Origin of the sequence: Hymenobacter taeanensis (assembly GCF_013137895.1) — a bacterium.
In the GTDB taxonomy this organism is placed as follows: domain Bacteria; phylum Bacteroidota; class Bacteroidia; order Cytophagales; family Hymenobacteraceae; genus Hymenobacter; species Hymenobacter taeanensis.
This window is the reverse complement of the sequence record NZ_CP053538.1, coordinates 362,222-381,554: the sequence shown is the minus strand read 5'-3', so window position 1 is coordinate 381,554 and position 19,333 is coordinate 362,222. Positions and strand designations below refer to the sequence as shown.

The following is a 19,333-nucleotide window of genomic DNA, read 5'->3' as shown; positions in this document are numbered from 1 at the left end:
AGTGTGATTTCGCCTACAGGCCAAGCAAATCCTTCATGCCAAATACTCCCTGGTGGCCGGGCAGCCACTCAGCGGCCAGCAAGGCGCCCTGCACAAACCCGTCGCGGGAGTGGGCTTCGTGCTTCAGCTCAATGCTGTCGGCGGGGGAGGTGTAAGTAACAATGTGCGTACCCACTACCGCGCCTTCCCGCTCCGAGATAATGGCTAGCTCTTCTGAGGTTTGGGTGGGCTCATTGCGCCAGGTAGTTTTGTTGGGGAAGTGACGCAGAATACCTTCGGCGGCCGTTAGCGCGGTACCGCTGGGCTGGTCTACCTTCTGGGTATGATGAATCTCCCGCACTTGCACGTCATAGCCCCCAAACTGGTGCATTTTGGCTGCGATATATTCATTGAAGTGGAAGAACAGATTTACACCTATGCTGTAGTTGGACGCATAAAACAGAGGAGTACCCGTCTGCTGGCTTAGCGCCTGCGCCTCGGGGAAGTGATGCAGCCAGCCGGTAGAGCCGCACACCACCGGGATGCCCTGGCGCAAACAAGCCTGCACATTTTGGAAGGCCGCATCGGGGTGGGTGAATTCAATGGCTACATCAGCCGTGGCAGCCGTGAAACCAGTGATGTGTACGTTGGGGTGCGTGGGATCTACAATACCAACAACCTGGTGGCCCCGGGCAATGGCCTGTGCCTCGATGGCCCGGCCCATTTTGCCGTAGCCGATCAGAAGAAGCTTCATTCGAAAAAGGAAAGTTATTTTAAAGTAAAGGTCAGCGCCAGGCCAGTGGCTGGCTGCTTAAAACTCGACGACGGCATAACGGCCGGATCTAAGCGCATGCTTATATCCTCACTGATGTCGAAGTCGCGGAGGTGAGCGGCAACCAGCGCATCCAGAATAGTGATGCCGTATATTACCGCCGTGTAAGCAATAAACGTGTCGCGGTTGCGCCGGTAGAAAACAATGCCCCGCTGCACGTTCGTAATACTGGTTTCCTGACTTACGTTCGAACCCTTAAGATCAGCTAAGGGTATAGGGGCACCCGCATTCTGGGCTTTGATGAATTGGTTTTTGCCGTCGACGTACTCCCTGTAGCGGGTCTGGTAAAACACGAGCCCGTAACCAACGCCTCCTAGGCCACCATATACCAGCGGCAGCTTCCAGTACTGGTGATTGTAAATCTGACCGGAGCCGGGTAATACCAAAGCCAGCAGCGCTGCCTTCTGCGGCCGTGTTACGCGCCAGCCAAAGAGCTTCTCTGTGCGGCGCAATGAGTCGTTCACGTCGGGCGTAGCTACGCGGGCCGAGTCGGGACCTTCCGTAACGGTTTGTGCCTGCCCCGTTAGGGTGCTGAGAGCCATCACGAGCGTAACCAGCCAAATGAGCAGCCCGCGGGGCTGGAATTTGAGGGGCATGTGCGGCATGGGTTATGAGGAACGGTTGGAAGAGCGAACAGTAAGGGCAACCCGTAGGCCAGGTGCCCAGCCAGAAGAGGCTAAGGGCAACGCCGTTGGTTGCCAGCGGAGCGCTAAGTTCTCATTGATGTCAAAATCGTGCAGGTGCGCAATCGTGACAGCAGCCAGAATTTGCAGCCCGTATATCAGCGCGTTCAGTCCTAATAAAAGGTCCCGAGATGTCCGGTAGGAGTTGAAACGGTATAGCTGGGCCGCATCACTGGGTTCTTGACTGGAGTGAGGCCCTGTATCAATGGCCAGCGTGTTGCCACGAGACAGCTGTACTCTGGTTTTGTAGCCGGCTTTGTACTCACTGTACAACCGCCAATACTGCACCTCGGCGTATACGGAGCCTGCTAATGCCCCATAAACCAGAGGGCCTTTCCAGGCTTGGCCATTATATACCTGCCCAGCGCCAGGCAACAAAGCCGAGAACGTGCCCGCTTTCTGCGGCCGAGTTGCAGACAACCAGGCCAGCTTCTCAGTGGCCGCCGAACTTGAAGCCAGCCCCTGTGCGCAGGATGCATGGGCCAGCGGTAGCGCCGCCAACAGCAGGAGGGGAGCTACCGCATCTGAAAGCCCAGGCATGGCAGAAAGCGGTTAAGCAGGCTGCAGAATATGCAGAATGCGCTGCATGTCCTCTACTGAGTCGAAAGCAATCTTGATTTCACCACGACCCTGCGGACCGGGTTTTACCAATACGCGGCTACCGAAACGCTCGGTGAGGTGACGCTCGGTACGGCGCAGCTCGGCGGCCGGTACCACCGGCTCAGCGGGCTGCGAGGCTTTCTTCTCGCCTTCAGTTGGGGCCGCGCTACCCGCACGCACCAGCTGCTCTACCCGGCGTACGGAAAGGTCTTCGGCCACGATGCGGCGGAACAGGCCTAGCTGCTGCTCCATGTCTTCTACGTTCACCAGCGCGCGGGCATGGCCCATGCTGATAACATTGTCGCGCAAACCAATTTGAATATCGGGCGGCAGCTTAAGCAGGCGCAGGTAGTTAGTAACCGTTGAACGATTCTTGCCTACCCGGTCGCCAAGTTCTTCCTGCTTGAGGTTGCACTCGCTCACCAGCCGCTGGTAGCTCAGAGCAATTTCAATGGCGTTGAGGTTTTCCCGCTGAATGTTCTCAATTAGGGCCATCTCCAGCATCTGCTGGTCGTCGGCCTTGCGGATGTACGCCGGAATAGCATCGAGGCCAGCGAGTTTGGAAGCCTGCAAACGCCGCTCCCCCGAAATCAGCTGGTAGACGTTGGTGCCCATCTGGCGCACCGTCACGGGCTGAATGATGCCCTGCACCTTGATGCTTTCGGCTAGGTCCTGGAGGGCCTGCTGATCGAAGTGCGTCCGGGGCTGGTAGGGGTTAGCCTCAATCTGGTTTACGGCAATCAGGCCCACCGAATTAACGGGGTGAGGCACCAGGCCCAACCGCTCGCTTTTCTTTTCGTAGCTGCCTTCAATCAGGGCGTTCAAGCCACGGCCTAGGCCACCAATTTTGCGTTTGGCCGCTGCCGGCATTGCTTTATCTTCGTTCTTCTCTGACATACCTGCAATCAACTCTCGCCTTGTAGTGGTAGACGAGAGCGGGATTCAAAAATACACAAACGGTCGGGATGACCGGGATATTTTTGTTCCACGTTATAAAAAACGTGGAACATTAAGTAAAAAGGAAGACGGCCAGCAACTTAAGTTGCTGGCCGTCTTCCTGATCGTGCGTTTGGGTAGAACAATCCCTGCTAGGCCACCCTACGCGGCTGTATCTTCAGCGGGCTGCTCCTGCTCGGGATCTGCCGAGACGATGTTTTTCTCCACAATCTCGCGGGCCAGGTTCAGGTAGCTGATGCTGCCTTTGCTCTCGGCATCGTGCAACAGCACCGGAATACCAAAGCTCGGCGACTCCGACAGCTTCACGTTGCGCGGAATGATAGTGTCAAATACTAACTGCTGGAAGTGTAGCTTAACCTCTTCTACCACTTGGTTGGAAAGGCGCAAGCGCACATCGTACATCGTGAGCAGGATGCCCTCAATCTCCAGCTCCTCGTTGAGGCGGCTCTGGATGATTTTGATAGTATTCAGCAATTTGCCCAAGCCTTCCAGTGCGAAGTACTCGCACTGCACTGGCACAATTACGGAGTGAGCCGCCGTGAGAGCGTTTACCGTAATAAGGCCCAGCGACGGAGAGCAGTCGATGATGATGAAATCGTACTGGTCCACGAGGGGGCGCAGGGCATCTTTCATCTTCTCCTCCCGGTTAGGCAGGTTAATCATTTCCACCTCGGCTCCTACCAGGTCAATGTGGGAGGGCATCAGGTCGAGGTGGGGGAGCACCTGCGTGTTCAGGATGATATCCTGGGCGTTGATGCCATCCACCATGCACTCGTAGATGCTGTTCTGGATGTCTTTCGGGTCGAAGCCCACGCCGGAAGTGGCGTTGGCCTGCGGGTCGGCGTCAACTAGCAGGGTCCGATACTCCAGCGCCGCCAATGAGGCCGCGAGGTTAATCGAGGAGGTGGTTTTGCCCACCCCGCCCTTCTGATTGGCTACCGCAATGATTTTTCCCATGAGAGTAGAAGCTGTTAGCTACTGGTTTTTAGCTGTTAGCTTTTCGTAGCGAGTACAAAAGGTAGTAAGCGAAGAGCCTAAAAGGCTAGCCGCCGTTAGCTTTTTTACAAAGTAATGGTTTCCCCAACGCTCAGCAGCACCAGCTCTTTGCCGGCCTGCGTTGCTTTGGCTTTAGCCTCGTCGTGGTTGATAACCAGCGGCGGGAAGGTATCGAAGTGCATGCCAATGACTTTGCTGGCGCCCGCCCATTCGGCGGCAACCAGCGCATCGTCAATGCCCATGGTGTAATGGTCGCCGATGGGTAGGATGGCAAAGTCTAGCTTGTACCGCTCACCAATGAGTTTCATGTCGTAGGTGAGGGCAGTGTCGCCGGCGAAGTAGAAGGTTTTGCCTTCTGCCTCCACCACGAAACCAGCCGCCAGGCCACCGTACGAGCCATCGGGCATAGAGCTGGAATGAGCCGCTGCCACCATTTTCACGGTGCCGAAGGGCAGCTTGATGGTGCCGCCCAGGTTCATGCCGTAGTTAGCTTTCAAGCCCTTAGCGCCGAACCAGCCTACGGTTTCCACCATGCCCACCAACTCAGCGCCGGTGCGGTTGCCAATCTCTTCAACATCCGCTACGTGGTCGCCGTGACCGTGGCTGAGCAGGATGTAGTCAGCCTCGATTTTGTCCACATCCACGTCTTTAGCGAGCGGGTTGGGGCGGATAAACGGGTCGAAAAGAACTTTGCTGCCACCGGCTTCAAGTAGGAAGCAGGAATGGCCGTAGTAGGTTAAATTCATAGGGAAGGAAGGCCGCGCGGCGGCGCTTGAACCGGAAACCCGGCTTGTGGGATACCTTTGCAAATATACACTGTTTCGTCGTTCCCATGTTTCCGTTTTCACGGCGTGCTGCCGGTTTCGCTTTTGTTCTGCTGCCTCTGCTAACGGCCTGCTCTGAGACTGGCCCAACGACGGATGCCCGGCGCGTGTTTCGCTACAACCAGCCCGAGGCGCTAACCTCCCTCGACCCCGCCTTCACGAACAAGCAGGCTAACATATGGGCTGCCACCCAGCTCTACAATGGGTTAGTGGAGCTGGATGACAGCCTCAAGCCCGGCCCCGCCATTGCCCGCCGCTACAGCATCTCACCGGATGGTAAAACCTACACGTTCACTCTGCGCTCCGGTGTGCGCTTCCATGACTCGGAGGTATTCCCCCGTGGTAAAGGGCGCGCAGTAGTAGCTCAGGATTTTGTATACAGCTTTAAGCGCTTGCTGGATGGCCCTACGGCCAGCCCCGGCGGCTGGATTTTTCGGGGTAAGGTGTTGGAAGATGCTGAAGGAGAGCCCTCGGATACCTGTTTTGTAGCCGCTAATGACAGCACGCTGCGGGTGTACCTGAAAGAGCCGTTTATTCCTTTTCTAGGCATCCTGACGATGCCCTACGCCTACGTGGTGCCGCACGAGGCCGTGCAGAAGTACGGCAAGGACTTCCGCGAGCACCCAGTGGGTACGGGGCCGTTTCTCTTTAAAGAGTGGGATGAGGGCAACGCCATTATTTACCACCGCAACCCCAACTACTGGCGCAAAGATGCCCAGGGCAAGCAGCTGCCCTACCTCGATGCCGTGCAGATCAGCTTTATCCAGGACCGGAAATCGGAGTTTCTGACCTTCATGCAGGGGAAGCTGGATTTCCTGAGCGGCATTAGGGCTGGCTCCCGCGACCTAATCATGTACCCCGATGGCACGGTGCGGGAAGACTTCAAAGGCAAGTTCCGGTTGCAGAAAGTGCCCTACCTGAACACCGAGTACCTAGGCCTGCAGCAAGACCCCGCCCGCCTGCGCGGCGATAACGCCGAAGCGGGCAAAGCTCTGCAGGATAAGCGCGTGCGGCAGGCCCTGAATTATGCCCTCAACAAGCCGGAGCTACTGGCCTACTTCCTCAACAACGTGGGCGTGCCGGGCCTCTCGGGGTTTGTGCCAGCCTCGTTGCCGTCGTATAGCCAGAAGCTGGTGCCGGGCTATTCGTACCAGCCAGCCAAGGCCCGGCAACTGCTAAAGCAGGCGGGCTATGATATACGCCACCCCTTGCACCTGCGCCTGGCCACAGTAGCGGAGCGCAAGGAAGTATGCGAGTACCTGCAGAAGAACTGGGCCGACGTGGGCGTGCAGGTAGATATTGATGTGAACCAGGCTGCCGCTCACCAAGAGATGGTGGATAACGGCAGCTCCGCCTTTTTCACCAAAAGCTGGCTCGGCGACTACCCCGACGCGGAGAACTACCTCGCTTTGTTTTACAGCAAGAACTTCTCGCCGGCCGGCCCCAACAAAACGCACTTCAAGAACCTGGCCTACGACCGCCTCTACGAGCAAGCTAAGCTAGAGCAGGACACCGAGAAGCGCTATAATCTCTACCGCCAGATGGACCGCATCATCGTGGAAGAGTCGCCCGTAATTGCGCTGTACTACGATGAGGTAGTACGCCTCACGCAAAACAACGTGGAGGGCCTCACGCCAAACCCCATGAACCAACTGGTATTGGAGCGGGTGAAGAAGCAATAGTAAGCCAGCACCTAAAAAAGGGGCACTGACTTACTCAGTGCCCCTTTTGGGGTTTACAGTGGCCTAGGCCACTATTTAGTTATCTCAAAGGCTTTGACTACTTCCTTATCGATGGAGTCAAACAGCTTTTGTAGCGAAGGAGGGAAGTTTTCCTCGGCCTGTATAGTCTTGGTGGTGCCGTTGGCCTGCCGGATGGTGAGGAAGGTGGTTGGCATATCAGTGAAGCTGGTCGGGTACTCATCTCTCATTTGAAAGAAGCCGATCTTCTCAGCGTCTTGCAGGAATTTGGCAACAACTGCAGGAGGCAGCTGCACTTCACGCTTGCCTTCGGCCGGAGCATAAGCAAAGCCTTCGTACTGCATCCGGCCATCGGCGTAAAAGCTGGCGTTATAATGGGGGCAAGTGCCAAAGCAGGGCGTTCTGCGGAAAACAACCACTGGCTGGGCCGCTACCGGCGCTTTTGTTGCGGGAGCAGGCGTAGGTTTGGCGTTAGACTTCTTTTGGGCTGCCGTTGTTTTAGGCTTGGACGCTTGTTGCGCTTGAGCCGCACAGCCACTCAGCAAAGCAGTCAGCAGGATAGAAGCAAGGAAGAGGCGCATAGTGATAGAAGTGAAGAGGGCGATAGTGGGGCAAAGCCAAAAACCAAGCCGGAAAGTTGAGCTGTTTCCTCCTGTTTGCCCGAAGGAAACAGCTATTCCGGATTAAGCTAAAACGCTTGCTGAGCAACACCAACAATACTAATTAAGAGAAGCAAAGATTCTGGTTACGTTAGCACGAAGCGCTAGGCCAGTTCTGCTGACTGACGTTATATGATCTTTCAGTTAGCTCAAGATTATATGCTTTTATGATGACTGCAGAGTGGGGCGCGAGGCTCAGGCGCTGTAGTGGCCTAGGGCACTAGCATGGCTCAGCTACAACGTGCGGAAAAGCAGCCAGTGTGTGTTGGGCTAAACAACAAGCCCCATCTGCAGCTGCAGATGGGGCTTGTTGTTTAGAAGGCGTTTACCTTACGAGCGTCGCGTTTTACGTGGGCGCTTCGGCGATACATCCGATGCACCAGTGTCGGAGTCAGCGTCTGTATCGTCAGCGTCGTTGTTAGTGGTGGGGCGGGCGCCTTGGCGAGCCTGGCCTTCCTTTTCCTGGGCGGCTTTCATAGCTTCCTGGAGGCGAGCCGAAAAGCCGCTGGGCTTCTTGTCTTTGTTCTTCACCTTGTTGGCCTCTAGCTTGGCGCGCAGCTTAGTGTCATCCACAAAGCGGCGGGTAATGGCCTGCTGAGCCAGCGTAACGAGGTTAGAAATGAGGTAGTACCAGGTCAGGCCAGCCGAGAAGCTGTTCAGCACGAAGAAGAAGATCAACGGCATCAGGTAGCTGTAAAACTTCATTGGGCCCTGCATGGCGGCGGGGTTGTTCTGGTTGCTCTGGTAGGTCATGGCCAGGGTCGAGAGCGTCATCAGCAGCGTGAACAAGCTGATGTGGTTGCCCAGGAACGGCAGCGTGAAGGGCAGCTTAATCAGGTCGTCGTAAGTGCTCAGGTCATGGGCCCACAGGAAGGGCTGCTGGCGCAGCTCAATGGCGTTGGGGAAGAACTGGAACATGGCGAACAGAATCGGGAGGGTAAGCAGCGTAGGTACGCAGCCACTGAGCGGCGAGACACCCATGCTGCTGTAGAGCTTCATGGTCTCCTGCTGCTGCTTCATCTGGTCGTCGGCGTACTTCTCCTTAATGGCGTCAATCTCCGGCTTCAGCACCTTCATCTTGGCCTGCGACTCATACGTTTTGTAGGTCAGGGGCCAGGTCACGAGCTTGATCAGCACTACCAGCAGGGCAATGATGATACCGTAGGAGCTGATGAACTGCTCCAGGAAGTGGAAGGTGGGGAGCACCACAAAGCGGTTTACCCAGCGAAAAATGCCCCAGCCCAGGTACACGTTGCGGTCAAAATCAGGAGCCACTTCCTTCAGGGTGTTGAAGGAGTTGGGGCCGAAGTAGAAGCGGAAGTTGGCTTTGCCCTGCTGCACATCGGCAGCCGGAATAGTGAGCGTGCTGCTCAGGGTCTTGATGAACGTGGAGTCTTCAAGATCCACCGTAGAGTTGAGCTGGCCCGACTGAAACTGGTTGTCGGCCACAATGCCGGCCACGAAGAAGTCGTGCTTGTGGGCCACCCACTTCAGCGGCTCCGTTACCTTAATTTCTTCGGGCTTCTCCGACGCCTCGGCCAGGGCCGTATGGTCGCCGGAAACGAGGTAGCGGTTGATGGTGGTGTGGTTGCGGTTCTGCTTCATGTCCTGCTCCGTCTGACGCACATGGTCAAGGAAGGTGAACGTGAGCGGCTCCTGGGCCACCACGCTGCTGAGGTTGTTGAAGCGCAGGCTATAGCTCAGCTCGAAGCTGTTAGCCGGCAGCGTATACAGCTGCTCAATCTGCCCACCAGCAACATCAGCCACAAACCGGATAGCGGTGTTGCCCTGGGGCTCGGGGCGGAAATACAGATCCGACAGCTTTACCTGGCGGCCATCCGTGGTGCGGAAGCGAGTGTCCAGTTGGGCGCTCTGGGCGTCTAACAGGTCAAGAGGCTTACCAAAGAAGGTTTTGTACTTATTCAAACGAACAGCCTCCACGCGGCCACCCTTCGAGGAGAAGGTAATGGTGAGGTTATCGTTTTTCAGCTCCGTGGTTTGGGCGCTGCCCATGCCGGCGGCCCCGAAAGCACCTAACTGTTGGGCAGCAGCTACAGAGTCTAGGGGAGCAGCAGCGGCCGTTGCGGCAGCAGCGGGGGCCGCTGCGGTGGTGTTGGCCGGTTTCTTCGCTTCCTCGCTCGGCTTGGGGTGAGGAACAACGTAGAGGTAGATGATGAGCAAGGCCGATATGAGAAACAGGCCAATTGCTGAATTTCTGTCCATTAGTAGTGGTACGTACAGAGAAAAAGATCGAAGCCACCACCAGCGGCAGCCCCGCGTCCCCGTCAAAAATCCGGCGACATGCCCGCAAAGGTCGGACTTGTCAGGCGAATATTTATTGAGTCGGCGTTTTTGTCAGGCGGAAAGATGAAAATGTGTAGGGTGATGAGACAGTAGGTATGCCTAAAACGCCGTCATGCTGAGCTTGTCGAAGCATCTCTACCGCTTCTTTAGACTAATAATTAGCCAGCGGTAGAGATGCTTCAACAAGTTCAGCATGACGTTCAGAGAGGTATGTTACTCCTTAGTTCGCTACACCTTCCGGTGCTGGATAGCGGCGCGCACGAAGCGCACAAACAGTGGGTGTGGGTTTTGCACGGTGCTCTTTAGCTCCGGGTGGAACTGCCCGGCCACAAACCACGGGTGGTTAGGCACTTCTACCACTTCCACCAAGCCAGTCTCGGGGTTAATGCCCGAGGGAATCATGCCGGCATCCTCGAATTGCTTGAGGTAGTCGTTGTTGAACTCGTAGCGGTGGCGGTGCCGCTCACTGATGTGGTTGCGGCCGTACGCCTTGGCTGCTTTAGAGCCACGGCGCAGCTCGCAGTCGTAAGCGCCCAGGCGCATGGTGCCACCCTTCTGGGTAACGTCCTTTTGGTCTTCCATCATGGCAATGACGGGCGCGGGGGTTTGGGGGTGCATCTCCGTGGAAGAGGCTTCCGACAGGCCTAGCACGTTGCGAGCGTATTCTACCACGGCTACCTGCATACCTAGGCAAATCCCGAAGAAGGGAATGCCGTTTTCACGCACGTGCTTCACGGCCAAAATCTTCCCTTCAAAACCTCGCTCGCCAAAGCCCGGCGCTACCAGCACGCCATCTACACCGTGCAGCAGCTGGGCCACATTGTCGGCGTTGATGTGGTCTGACTGGATGCTGCGCACGGTTACTTTGCACTCGTTCTGTGCGCCGGCGTGCACGAAGGCTTCGTTGATGGATTTGTAGGCGTCGGGGAGCTCCACGTATTTACCCACCAGGGCAATGGTTACTTCCTCGGTGGGGTTTTTCAGGCGGCCCAGGAAGTCTTTCCAGGTTTCCAGATCGGGCTGAGCCGTGCCGCCCTGCAGCTTCAGCTTCTTGATTACGCGCTCATCGAGGTGCTCTTTCAGCATGAGCAGCGGCACTGAGTAAATGCTATCGGCGTCGAGGCTCTCAATAACGGAGTTGATGTTGACGTTGCAGAACAGCGCGATTTTACGGCGCATTTCGGCCGGAATCGGGTATTCAGAGCGGCACACCAGAATATCGGGCTGGAGGCCGGCGCTACGCAAGTCGCGCACCGAGTGCTGGGTGGGCTTGGTTTTCAGCTCACCAGCCGCTTTCAGGTAAGGGAGCAGCGTGAGGTGAATAACCAAGGAGCTGTTCTCGGGCAGTTCCCAGCGCAGCTGGCGCACCGATTCTACGAAGGGCAGGCTCTCAATGTCGCCAATAGAACCTCCAATTTCGGTAATTACCACATCAAAATCACCTGTTTCACCGAGCAGCAGCATGCGGCGCTTAATTTCATCGGTGATGTGGGGTACTACCTGCACGGTTTTGCCCAGGTAGGCACCCTCGCGCTCCTTCGTGATAACGTGGTCGTAGATACGGCCGGTAGTCACGTTGTTGGCCTGCGAGGTAGGCACGTTCAGGAACCGCTCGTAGTGGCCTAGGTCGAGGTCGGTTTCGGCGCCGTCGTCGGTTACATAACATTCGCCGTGCTCATAGGGGTTGAGCGTGCCGGGGTCGATGTTGATATAGGGGTCGAACTTCTGGATGGTGACGCGGAAGCCGCGGGCTTGCAGCAGCTTGGCCAGGGAGGCAGAAATAATGCCTTTGCCCAGCGAGGAGGTCACTCCACCGGTGACGAAAATGTACTTGGCCGTTGCAGCCGTGGGGGTAGGGGTTCGGTCTGGCATAACGGGAAACAAAGTTAGCGGATATATCCGGGTGAGGCCGGGAAACTTTGTGCCACGCGCGAACTAACTAGAACAAGTTGAGAGCTACGGGGGTGCAGGTATTGCTAGTATAGGTGTCTCAATAAGTGCAAACTATTACTGTTAAAGTTATTATATTCAACTAGCTATATCGTCTGTATCCAGACAGATAGGAGGCTTGCATCCCACCTGCCCTACTGGAATCAAGCTCCCTACACTACCGGGCAGAAACCGAAGTATTTATACACAATAAAACCTTAGATATCATGAAGCCAAGCAGTGTACATGACTCACTATTTCCACTAACAGAACCTGAATTTAAAGAGGATACTAACGAGCTAGTATTTTCTTATTTAACTCTCAGAAATTTAATTGGCTTTAGCGGGATTTTCCTGCCAGTTATACTGATATTCATGACTGTATATAATGATGGCATAATTATTAAACCCTCAATAAGTGATTATTATTACAGCAGTAGCGGTGACTTTCTAGTAGTTATGTTAACTGTATTGGGGGTATTCTTATTTGCGTATAACGGATACAATTGGAAAGAAAAAACTTTAACTACGCTGGCAGGAATTTGTGCAATTGGGGTTGCATTCAGTCCTACTACCCCTCCAGCCCCAGATGAGTTTTCAACTGCTTACAGTATACATAGCGCAACGAAATTCCCGGGCGGAAGTACCACCCCGGATGCTATAGCTGCCCTGTTAGGCGAAAACCGACATTTTATATTTGCTGCTACGTTTTTCGCCTGCCTGGCGGTTATGTCTCTCGTTTATTTCCCCAAGACAAAAAGTTACCTGAAAAATTCTGTCGTGACAACTACAATGAAAGTGAAGAGAAATATAGTATACAGAGTATGTGGGTGGATAATTGTTGGCTGTATTGTGATTCTGGGGATTTACTTTCTTGCCATAAAAAGAGGAGTCATTTCAGATACACCTACTGTGCCTGTAGTCTTTATTTTCGAATCAATAGGGATTGAAGCATTTGGCATTGCTTGGATTACGAAAGGGCAAACCCTGTGGCCTGATGGGGAACATTACCTTACAAAAGCTTATAAGCAATTAGTCAAAAGCTTCGATTAAGGGCTTGCGCAGACATACTACAGCCTGGGGGCTCTCCTGAATTCAGGAGAGCCCCCAGGCTGTAGTAGTTAAACTGGCTTGGGCTCAGGGCCGCGGAAGACGTCGGTGCCTTTTACCTCCGGTAGCTTCACGGGGCGGCCTTCGCGGGCCGACTGATAAATGGCCTCCATGATGCGGTGGTCCTGCAGGCCTTCCTCACCGGGGGTGTGAGGCGCTTTGTTTTCCAGCACGCACTCCGAGAAATGGTCCATTTCGGCGGCAAACTGGTTTTTCTCGCTCAGCACCATCTGGTTTTTCATCTTGGCGGGGCCCTCGGCGTGGGAGGTCTGGAGCTGCTGACCGGTGTAGGCGTAGGCATTGTCTACGTGAATCCAGCCACGCTCCGTGTTCACGCGGTAGAAGCGGGAGTCGTGGGTGTTGTAGTGCGATACGCAGTTGACGAAAACGCCTTCGGGGAAGCGCATTTGCCATGAAACGACTTCTTCAATCTCTTTGAACAGCGGATTGCCGGGCGTACTGTAAGTGTAGGCAAATACTTCCGTCGGCTCGGTGCCTAGCACAAAGCGGCTGGTATTTAGGCAATACAGGCCGATATCGGGCAGAGAGCCGCCACCAGCCAGATCTTTCTTGTGGCGCCAGTGGTCGGGGTTGGCAGAGCTCTGGCTGTTTTGGGCCTCAATGTACTTAGGCTTGCCAAACTTGTTGCCCCGCACCATTTCCTTCACCTGCCGGTTGTAAGGCTCATACTGGATGCGGTAGGCCACCATCAGCTTCACGTTGGCCTTTTTGCAGGCGTCAATCATCAGTTCACACTCCCGGACCGAGGTGGCCATGGGCTTCTCACAGAGAATGTGCTTGCCCGCCTGTGCACCCCTGATGGTGTACTCAGCGTGCATGGAGTTGGGCAGCACAATGTAGATAACCTGCACCTCGGGGTTGTCCTTGAGCTTGTCGTAGTTCTCGTAGCTGTAGCAGCTCTCGGGCTTAATGCCGTACTGCTGGGCCACTTTCTTCAGCTTCTCGGGCGAGGCGCTAACCAAGGCCACGGGCTTCGATTTCTTGCATTCCCCAAAAGCCGGCAGAATTTCTTCCAGGGTGAGGTGGCCTAGGCCTACTAAGGCGTACCCTACGCGCTTATCGGGCGGCAGGGGGGTAGGGACGGGGCCCGACTGCGGGTCCACGTCGGACTTCCACTGCTCCAGCTCAATGGGCTTATCTAATGCGGTAGGCACCTTAGCGGGCGGCGACACCGCCTCAGAGGATGGTACTTTCTGACCAGCCGGGGAGGTATAGGTGGTAGCGCTTACTTCAGAAGCTGGGGTACCCGTGGTGGGCGTAGTAGCAGCTTGGGCATTGGCGGGCCCTTCTGACTGGCAGCTGGCCAAAGTACCGGCCGCCACGCCCACGGCCAGGCCCCGGCCGGCTAGGGTTAAGAATTCTTTACGGGAAACCTCCCGGCTGGCTTCCCGCAGCACGGTGCTGAGTAATTCATTGGTAATTGACATAGAGCGTAAAGTCAGATGATGATACGGGAAAGCATACTGGCTGGAGGGCAGGAAGTTGCCATTGCCCAGAATCATGAACCGGCCTTTACACGGGCATGCAAGCACTACTAACTGGGGCAGCCTGTGCCCAGAGGTGGCCTAGCAGCAGAAAAGAAGAGTTGAAAAGCGCCGCACTTTTGCCCAAGTTGCGAGAGTTTTTGCCTGTTTTCTTCCCCTCCATGTTGGTTTTTCGTGTTCTGTTAAGCGCTATGCTAGGCCTATTAAGCTTGCTGGCGGCACCGGCTTTTGCCCAGAAAAAAGTAGCTGTAGCCGCCGCAAGCACCGCTAGGCCAGTCTGGCTAGATCAGCAGATCCGGGAATCGGCGGTGTTGCGCCAGCACAACGTGGGCGTGTGCCTGACTGATGTGGCTACGGGAGAGGTGGTGTATGAGATGAACTCTGACCGGTACTTTACGCCGGCCAGCACCATGAAGCTGTTTAGCCTGTACGCGGGCCTGCACATGCTGCCCGACTCATTGCCCAGCCTGCACTACGTATTGCGCCAAGACTCTCTGCTGTTTTGGGGCACCGGCGACCCAACCCTCCTGCATGGTGATGTGCCCTCAAGCCGGGCGCTAACCTTTCTGCAAAACCGCCCCGAAAAGCTGTTTTACGCTGCGGTGCCCTGCGCCCCGGCATACGGGCCCGGCTGGACCTGGGACGACTACAATTACTATTTCCAGCCTGAGCGGGGGGCATTCCCGGTGTACGGGCACACGGTGCGCTTCTACGCCAAAGCCGGGCAGCCGCTGCCCCGCGTGTATCCCCGCTTTTTTCGGCCGTTAATGGCGGTGGCACCCATCGGGTACCCAAATATGGCCGATGATCATGTGCGGCGCGAAACGCTTGAAAACCGCTTTTGCGTTTTCCCCAGCTCCAAAAACTGGGTTGATGAGACTCCCTTCCGCACGAGCACGTCGTTGCTGCTCCAACTTCTGCAAGACACCTTGCGGCGCCCCATTCTGCCGGCCGCACTGCGCCTTCGCCCCCAAGACTCCGTGCGTACCCTGCGGGGCTTGGCAGTAGACTCATTGTACCGCCGCATGCTGCGCGTGAGTGATAATTTCCTAGCGGAGCAGCTGCTGCTTATGTGCGCCTCCAGCCTGAGTAATGATTCTCTTAGCTCACAGCGGGTTATCAGGGCCATGCAGGCGAACTACTTGCGTACCCTCCCCGATAAGCCCCAGTGGGTAGATGGCTCGGGGCTCTCACGCTTGAACCTCGTGACGCCGCGCACCTTGGTAGCCTTGCTGCTGAAGCTACACCAGGAGGTGCCCGAGCCTCGCCTCTTCGACTGGCTAGCCGCCGGTGGCCGGCAGGGCACCTTGCGCCGCGTATACCGCGACCCGCAAGGCCCCTGGCTCTGGGGCAAAACCGGTACGCTTACCAACAACCACAACCTGGTGGGGTACCTGCGCACAAAATCAGGCCGGCTGCTGGCCTTCAGCTTCATGAACAACAACCACATAGCCGAGACCAGCACCATCCGGAAGGAAATGGAGCGAGTACTGACGCAGGTACGGGAGCGGATGTAGCAGTTTCGGGGAGGCCCAGGGCATTACGGATGGTATTGCGGCTAGTACAGCACCCGGAACTTGATGGTGTGCTCCACTTTGCGCAACTCACCAATAACCTCCTGCTCGTACTGCTTGTCGATGTCGGTAATCACGTAGCCGATGTGCTCGTTGGTTTTGAGGTACTGGCCTAGGATGTTGACGTGGTGCTGGGCCAGCACGTTGTTGATGCGGGCCAGCACGCCGGGCACATTGTGGTGAATGTGAATGAGGCGGTGGGCCTGCTGCTCAGGCAGCTGAATGTTGGGGAAGTTGACGCTCTGCTGGGTGTTGCCGGTGTTCACGTACTGCATAATACGCTCGGGCACAAACTCGGCAATGTTGCGCTGGGCCTCGGCGGTGCTGCCGCCAATGTGGGGCGTGAGCAGTACGTTGGGCAGGCCGCGCAGCTCACTCTCAAAGCTTTCGTGGTTGGTTTTGGGCTCGTGGGGGAACACATCGACGGCGGCACCGCCGAGGTGGCCGGAGCGGAGCACGGCCGCCAGGGCCGGCACGTCTACCACGTGGCCGCGGCTGTTGTTAAGCAGGAGGGCGCCGGGCTTCATCATGGCCAGCTCCGCGGCCCCAATGAGGTTGGTATTGGCGGGGCGGCCATCCACGTGCAGGGTCACGATATCGGACTGGCGGAGCAGCTCCTCCAGGGTGCGGCACTTCACGGCGTTGCCGAGCTGGAGCTTTTCGGCCACATCGTAGTACATCACTTGCATACCAACGGCCTCTGCCACCACGGAGAGCTGGGAGCCAATGTTGCCGTAGCCCACAATGCCGAGCTTCTTGCCCCTAATTTCAAAGGCGCCTTTCGCCGACTTATCCCACTCGCCCTCGTGCATTTTGGGGCTCTTCTCGGGGATGCGGCGGGCCAGCATGATAATTTCACCTAGGGCTAGCTCTACTACCGAACGGGTGTTGGAGAAGGGGGCGTTGAACACGGCCACGCCCTTCTTCATGCATCCGGTCAGGTCAATCTGGTTGGTGCCGATGCAGAAGGCGCCCACAGCAATGAGGCGGTTGGCGGCTTCCAGCACCCGCGCCGTTACTTGCGTTTTGCTCCGGATGCCCAAAATGCTCACGCCTTCAATCTGCTGCACCAGCTCGTCTTCGTCTAGGCCACCGGGTACGGAATCTACCTGGTAACCTTCCTGGCGGAACATCTCCGCGGCGCGCGGATCAGGGTTTTCGAGGAGCAGAACTTTAATGCGGTTTTTCGGATAAGAGAGCGTCATCGGAAGCTTATTCTGGTAGAGAAATTCGTCGAAAGAGGGTAGTACTTCATCGGCACGGGCTACTACGGCCTCGCGGTGCACGTTCTCGGTGAAGGCGTAGAAGCGGTTGGCCAGGCCAGCCTCCCGAATCTGGTAGTCGGTGTAGCCGTCGCCGAGGGCGTACACGTCGCCCTCCAACTCAAGCTCGCGGAGCTGCAGAATTTTGCCGCCGTCGCGGCTGAGCACGTTGTTGGTGTCGAAGCCGGTGATACGGCCGTCGGCATCAAAGGTGAAGGTGTTGGCCAGCACATGGTCGGCATCGATGCCAAACTCAGCCACCACCGGCTCAATAAACTCCCGAAACCCGCTGCTGACGATGTACACCCGCCCCGGAAAGCGCTCGAAGAAGCTGCGGTTGCGGATAATGCTCTCCGAAACTTTGCCTTTCAGCCGCTCCACTAGCAACGCAATATGTTCGCGCCGGGCGGGCAGCAGCTCCAGGCGCTGCTTCAACGACTCGGAGAAGTTCAGCTCGCCGCTCATGCCGCGGTCGGTGAGGGCCCGGATGGCGCCCACCACTTCCTCCCGGTTGGGCTGGCCCTGCAGGGCAATGTCGGCGAGTTCATCAAGCCCTTCTACCTGGGTGAAGGTGCTGTCGAAATCAATAATGAGATAGGGGAGCGGTTGAGCAGGTTCTGGCATAACGGGGGCAAGGTAGAATGGAACGGCCAATAGGGCGCAAGCGCACAATGGCGCGTTCTACGATTTCAAACCCATAAAGAATGTAAAGGCCACTACCTATTGAGCAGATTTTACCAATATTTTGAGGCATGCCAGTATTTCTGATGTTGCTTTTTAGCCTGTTGTTGCCTGCCCCACCACCTCCAACGGCGGCGGTAGCTTTCCAGCGAATTGCGGCCGCCACGTACCAGCAGGCCCATCGGGCAGCGCGGCCCACCGTGGCACCAGCTACCTTCCCGGTAAAGGCTCTCAACGGACAATTGGTTATTCCTACCGCCGTGGGGCCCCAAACTTTCCGTAACATTATCATCGATGAAAAAGCCGTAGCTAACGGCCATTCAGAAGAGGAAACCGAGACCTACACGTACCACGGCTTCCTGCCTAACTACCAGCGGCATGTGGTGGAGGTGGCCTTCTACGAAACAGCCGAATGGTGGCTGATTAGCCCCGAAGGCCGGCGCCTGACCCTGTACGGTGCGCCCTTGTACGCGCCCGACCAGCAGAGTATTGCTACCATATGCCCCGGGCTGGAGTACAGCGGCGGTCAGCCCAACGCCGTGCAGCTCTTGCAGGTGCAACAGGGTGTGCTGCGCCCAGTATGGGAAGTGCGCCCCGAGAATTGGGAGCCGGCTGAGCTGTTTTGGGTGAACAGCACCACGCTCTACTTAAAGCGAACGGAGTACCCCAAGGGCCAGGAAGGCCCCACTACGTATTGGAAGCCAAGCATAGCGGCCAAGGCTCACTAGTAAGTTGCTTAGAGTGTACAAATTGCTGAGGTGCAAGCGGCACCTGTAGCGAAGCCGACCGTGACTCGCAGGTTTGGCAGCGCATTGGGCTGATGGCCGAGGCACTGTTTTTGTACAACCTACTTGGTTAGCGACTTGATAAGGAATAGGGTATAATGCCCGAAATAAAATCATTAGAAATACGCGGCCGGGGTTATGAGCTGCAACCATTCTCGGTTATGCCACTCCTCTTGCAGGCAAAAGGGCTGGTGCCTTTGTTATGCCTCACGCACATCTCTGACTGCCTTTTCTATTCCTTCTGTGAAATATATTCTACTGATTACGAGCTTCATTCTTGTTGCACAATCTGCTTACGCGCAGAAAACCGAGTACTCAGCTCACTTAACCTCGGGCGGACTGGCCTACCGGGGCGTTTCGGCGGTGGCTACTACCAGTATTGATCTTTCGGGGGTGGCGGCAGGATATGGGCCTCGGACCGGCAATGTCTATGGGAAGCGCCTGGGGCTTTCTTACGGCGCAGGAGCCCAGGTGCAACGAATAACGCGTAAAAACAGCCTGTTGGGCGTGCAGGCGGGCTATGAAGTGCTCCGGAGCCGCGTAAATATTACCCATGTAGACCTTCATAAAATAGACGAATATTCTGCGCAGGGACGTGCCAACTTAGCCACTCATTTCGTGAACATACACCCGTACTACGGCCACCGCTTCCGGGTGAAAGGGGTGGAGCTTGATGTAACGGCCGGACCAGAGGTAGGGCTGATGCGCAAGTCAAGAGAGCATAGCCAAGCCATTTACGACAACGGCTCCAGGGTTACCACAGACGTAGAACAAGGAGTGCGGCCCAAGGCCGATGTGCGGGCTCGGGTGAACGTAACGGCCTACTACCAGCGCGTAGGCCTATCCGTAGGCTATGCCCACGGGGTAACCAACTACCGCAAAGGCTATTTGGGAGGAACCAATGACCTGTTTACCCAAGTGTTTCGGGCTGGCTTGGCGTACCGCTTTATGTAG

At 56.2% G+C, this 19,333-nt stretch carries 16 protein-coding genes; 5 read left to right on the top strand and 11 right to left on the bottom strand.

Translation table 11 applies throughout. The features are described from left to right. Positions 1 to 13: 13 nt before the first annotated feature. The 6 genes from dapB to HMJ29_RS01605 form a co-directional block, all read right to left on the bottom strand. Entirely contained in the window at positions 14 to 733 is a 720-nt protein-coding gene (gene dapB / locus HMJ29_RS01630; RefSeq protein ID WP_171589850.1) for a 4-hydroxy-tetrahydrodipicolinate reductase, read from the bottom strand. Positions 734 to 747: 14 nt separating this feature from the next. After that, complete coding sequence (locus tag HMJ29_RS01625) at positions 748 to 1,407, bottom strand: DUF5683 domain-containing protein (protein ID WP_171589849.1); 660 nt, start codon at positions 1,405 to 1,407, stop codon at positions 748 to 750. A 12-nt stretch (positions 1,408 to 1,419) separates the two neighbouring features. Continuing rightward, the gene (locus tag HMJ29_RS01620; protein ID WP_171589848.1) at positions 1,420 to 2,034 is read right to left on the bottom strand and encodes a DUF5683 domain-containing protein; all 615 of its coding nucleotides are present in this window, start codon (positions 2,032 to 2,034) and stop codon (positions 1,420 to 1,422) included. A 12-nt stretch (positions 2,035 to 2,046) separates the two neighbouring features. Next, entirely contained in the window at positions 2,047 to 2,991 is a 945-nt protein-coding gene (locus HMJ29_RS01615) for a ParB/RepB/Spo0J family partition protein (protein ID WP_171589847.1), read from the bottom strand. Between the two features lie 201 nt (positions 2,992 to 3,192). Next, positions 3,193 to 4,008 (bottom strand): ParA family protein, encoded by an 816-nt coding sequence (locus tag HMJ29_RS01610; protein WP_135432298.1) that lies wholly within the window; start codon positions 4,006 to 4,008, stop codon positions 3,193 to 3,195. A gap of 104 nt (positions 4,009 to 4,112) precedes the next feature. Further along, positions 4,113 to 4,793, bottom strand: coding sequence for a metal-dependent hydrolase (locus HMJ29_RS01605; RefSeq protein WP_171589846.1), 681 nt, complete (start codon positions 4,791 to 4,793; stop codon positions 4,113 to 4,115). Between the two features lie 86 nt (positions 4,794 to 4,879). Between HMJ29_RS01605 and HMJ29_RS01600 the strand changes: the two genes are divergently transcribed. After that, the gene (locus HMJ29_RS01600; protein WP_171589845.1) at positions 4,880 to 6,553 is read left to right on the top strand and encodes an ABC transporter substrate-binding protein; all 1,674 of its coding nucleotides are present in this window, start codon (positions 4,880 to 4,882) and stop codon (positions 6,551 to 6,553) included. Positions 6,554 to 6,624: 71 nt separating this feature from the next. On the opposite strand, the gene HMJ29_RS01595 is transcribed toward HMJ29_RS01600, so the two are convergent. From HMJ29_RS01595 to pyrG, 3 genes are all read right to left on the bottom strand, one after another. Next, positions 6,625 to 7,152, bottom strand: a complete 528-nt coding sequence (locus HMJ29_RS01595; RefSeq protein WP_171589844.1) for a DUF6438 domain-containing protein — start codon at positions 7,150 to 7,152, stop codon at positions 6,625 to 6,627. Between the two features lie 408 nt (positions 7,153 to 7,560). Beyond that, the gene (yidC, locus tag HMJ29_RS01590; protein ID WP_171589843.1) at positions 7,561 to 9,453 is read right to left on the bottom strand and encodes a membrane protein insertase YidC; all 1,893 of its coding nucleotides are present in this window, start codon (positions 9,451 to 9,453) and stop codon (positions 7,561 to 7,563) included. A 309-nt stretch (positions 9,454 to 9,762) separates the two neighbouring features. Then, positions 9,763 to 11,406, bottom strand: coding sequence for a CTP synthase (gene pyrG, locus HMJ29_RS01585; RefSeq protein ID WP_171589842.1), 1,644 nt, complete (start codon positions 11,404 to 11,406; stop codon positions 9,763 to 9,765). Between the two features lie 284 nt (positions 11,407 to 11,690). On the opposite strand from pyrG, the gene HMJ29_RS01580 reads away from it, so the two are divergent. After that, on the top strand, positions 11,691 to 12,515 hold the full coding sequence (locus HMJ29_RS01580; protein ID WP_171589841.1) for a hypothetical protein: 825 nt from the start codon (positions 11,691 to 11,693) through the stop codon (positions 12,513 to 12,515). 68 nt (positions 12,516 to 12,583) lie between these two features. Here the strand turns inward: HMJ29_RS01580 and HMJ29_RS01575 are convergent, their stop codons facing one another. Then, positions 12,584 to 14,020 (bottom strand): Gfo/Idh/MocA family protein, encoded by a 1,437-nt coding sequence (locus HMJ29_RS01575; protein WP_171593221.1) that lies wholly within the window; start codon positions 14,018 to 14,020, stop codon positions 12,584 to 12,586. A gap of 218 nt (positions 14,021 to 14,238) precedes the next feature. On the opposite strand from HMJ29_RS01575, the gene HMJ29_RS01570 reads away from it, so the two are divergent. Next, the gene (locus tag HMJ29_RS01570; protein ID WP_171589840.1) at positions 14,239 to 15,594 is read left to right on the top strand and encodes a D-alanyl-D-alanine carboxypeptidase/D-alanyl-D-alanine-endopeptidase; all 1,356 of its coding nucleotides are present in this window, start codon (positions 14,239 to 14,241) and stop codon (positions 15,592 to 15,594) included. A gap of 41 nt (positions 15,595 to 15,635) precedes the next feature. Here the strand turns inward: HMJ29_RS01570 and serA are convergent, their stop codons facing one another. After that, entirely contained in the window at positions 15,636 to 17,537 is a 1,902-nt protein-coding gene (serA, locus tag HMJ29_RS01565; protein ID WP_171589839.1) for a phosphoglycerate dehydrogenase, read from the bottom strand. A 128-nt stretch (positions 17,538 to 17,665) separates the two neighbouring features. Between serA and HMJ29_RS01560 the strand changes: the two genes are divergently transcribed. Both HMJ29_RS01560 and HMJ29_RS01555 read left to right on the top strand, forming a co-directional pair. Continuing rightward, positions 17,666 to 18,322: a hypothetical protein gene (locus tag HMJ29_RS01560; protein WP_171589838.1), complete on the top strand. Its 657-nt coding sequence runs from the start codon at positions 17,666 to 17,668 to the stop codon at positions 18,320 to 18,322. A gap of 300 nt (positions 18,323 to 18,622) precedes the next feature. Next, positions 18,623 to 19,333, top strand: a complete 711-nt coding sequence (locus tag HMJ29_RS01555; RefSeq protein WP_171589837.1) for a hypothetical protein — start codon at positions 18,623 to 18,625, stop codon at positions 19,331 to 19,333.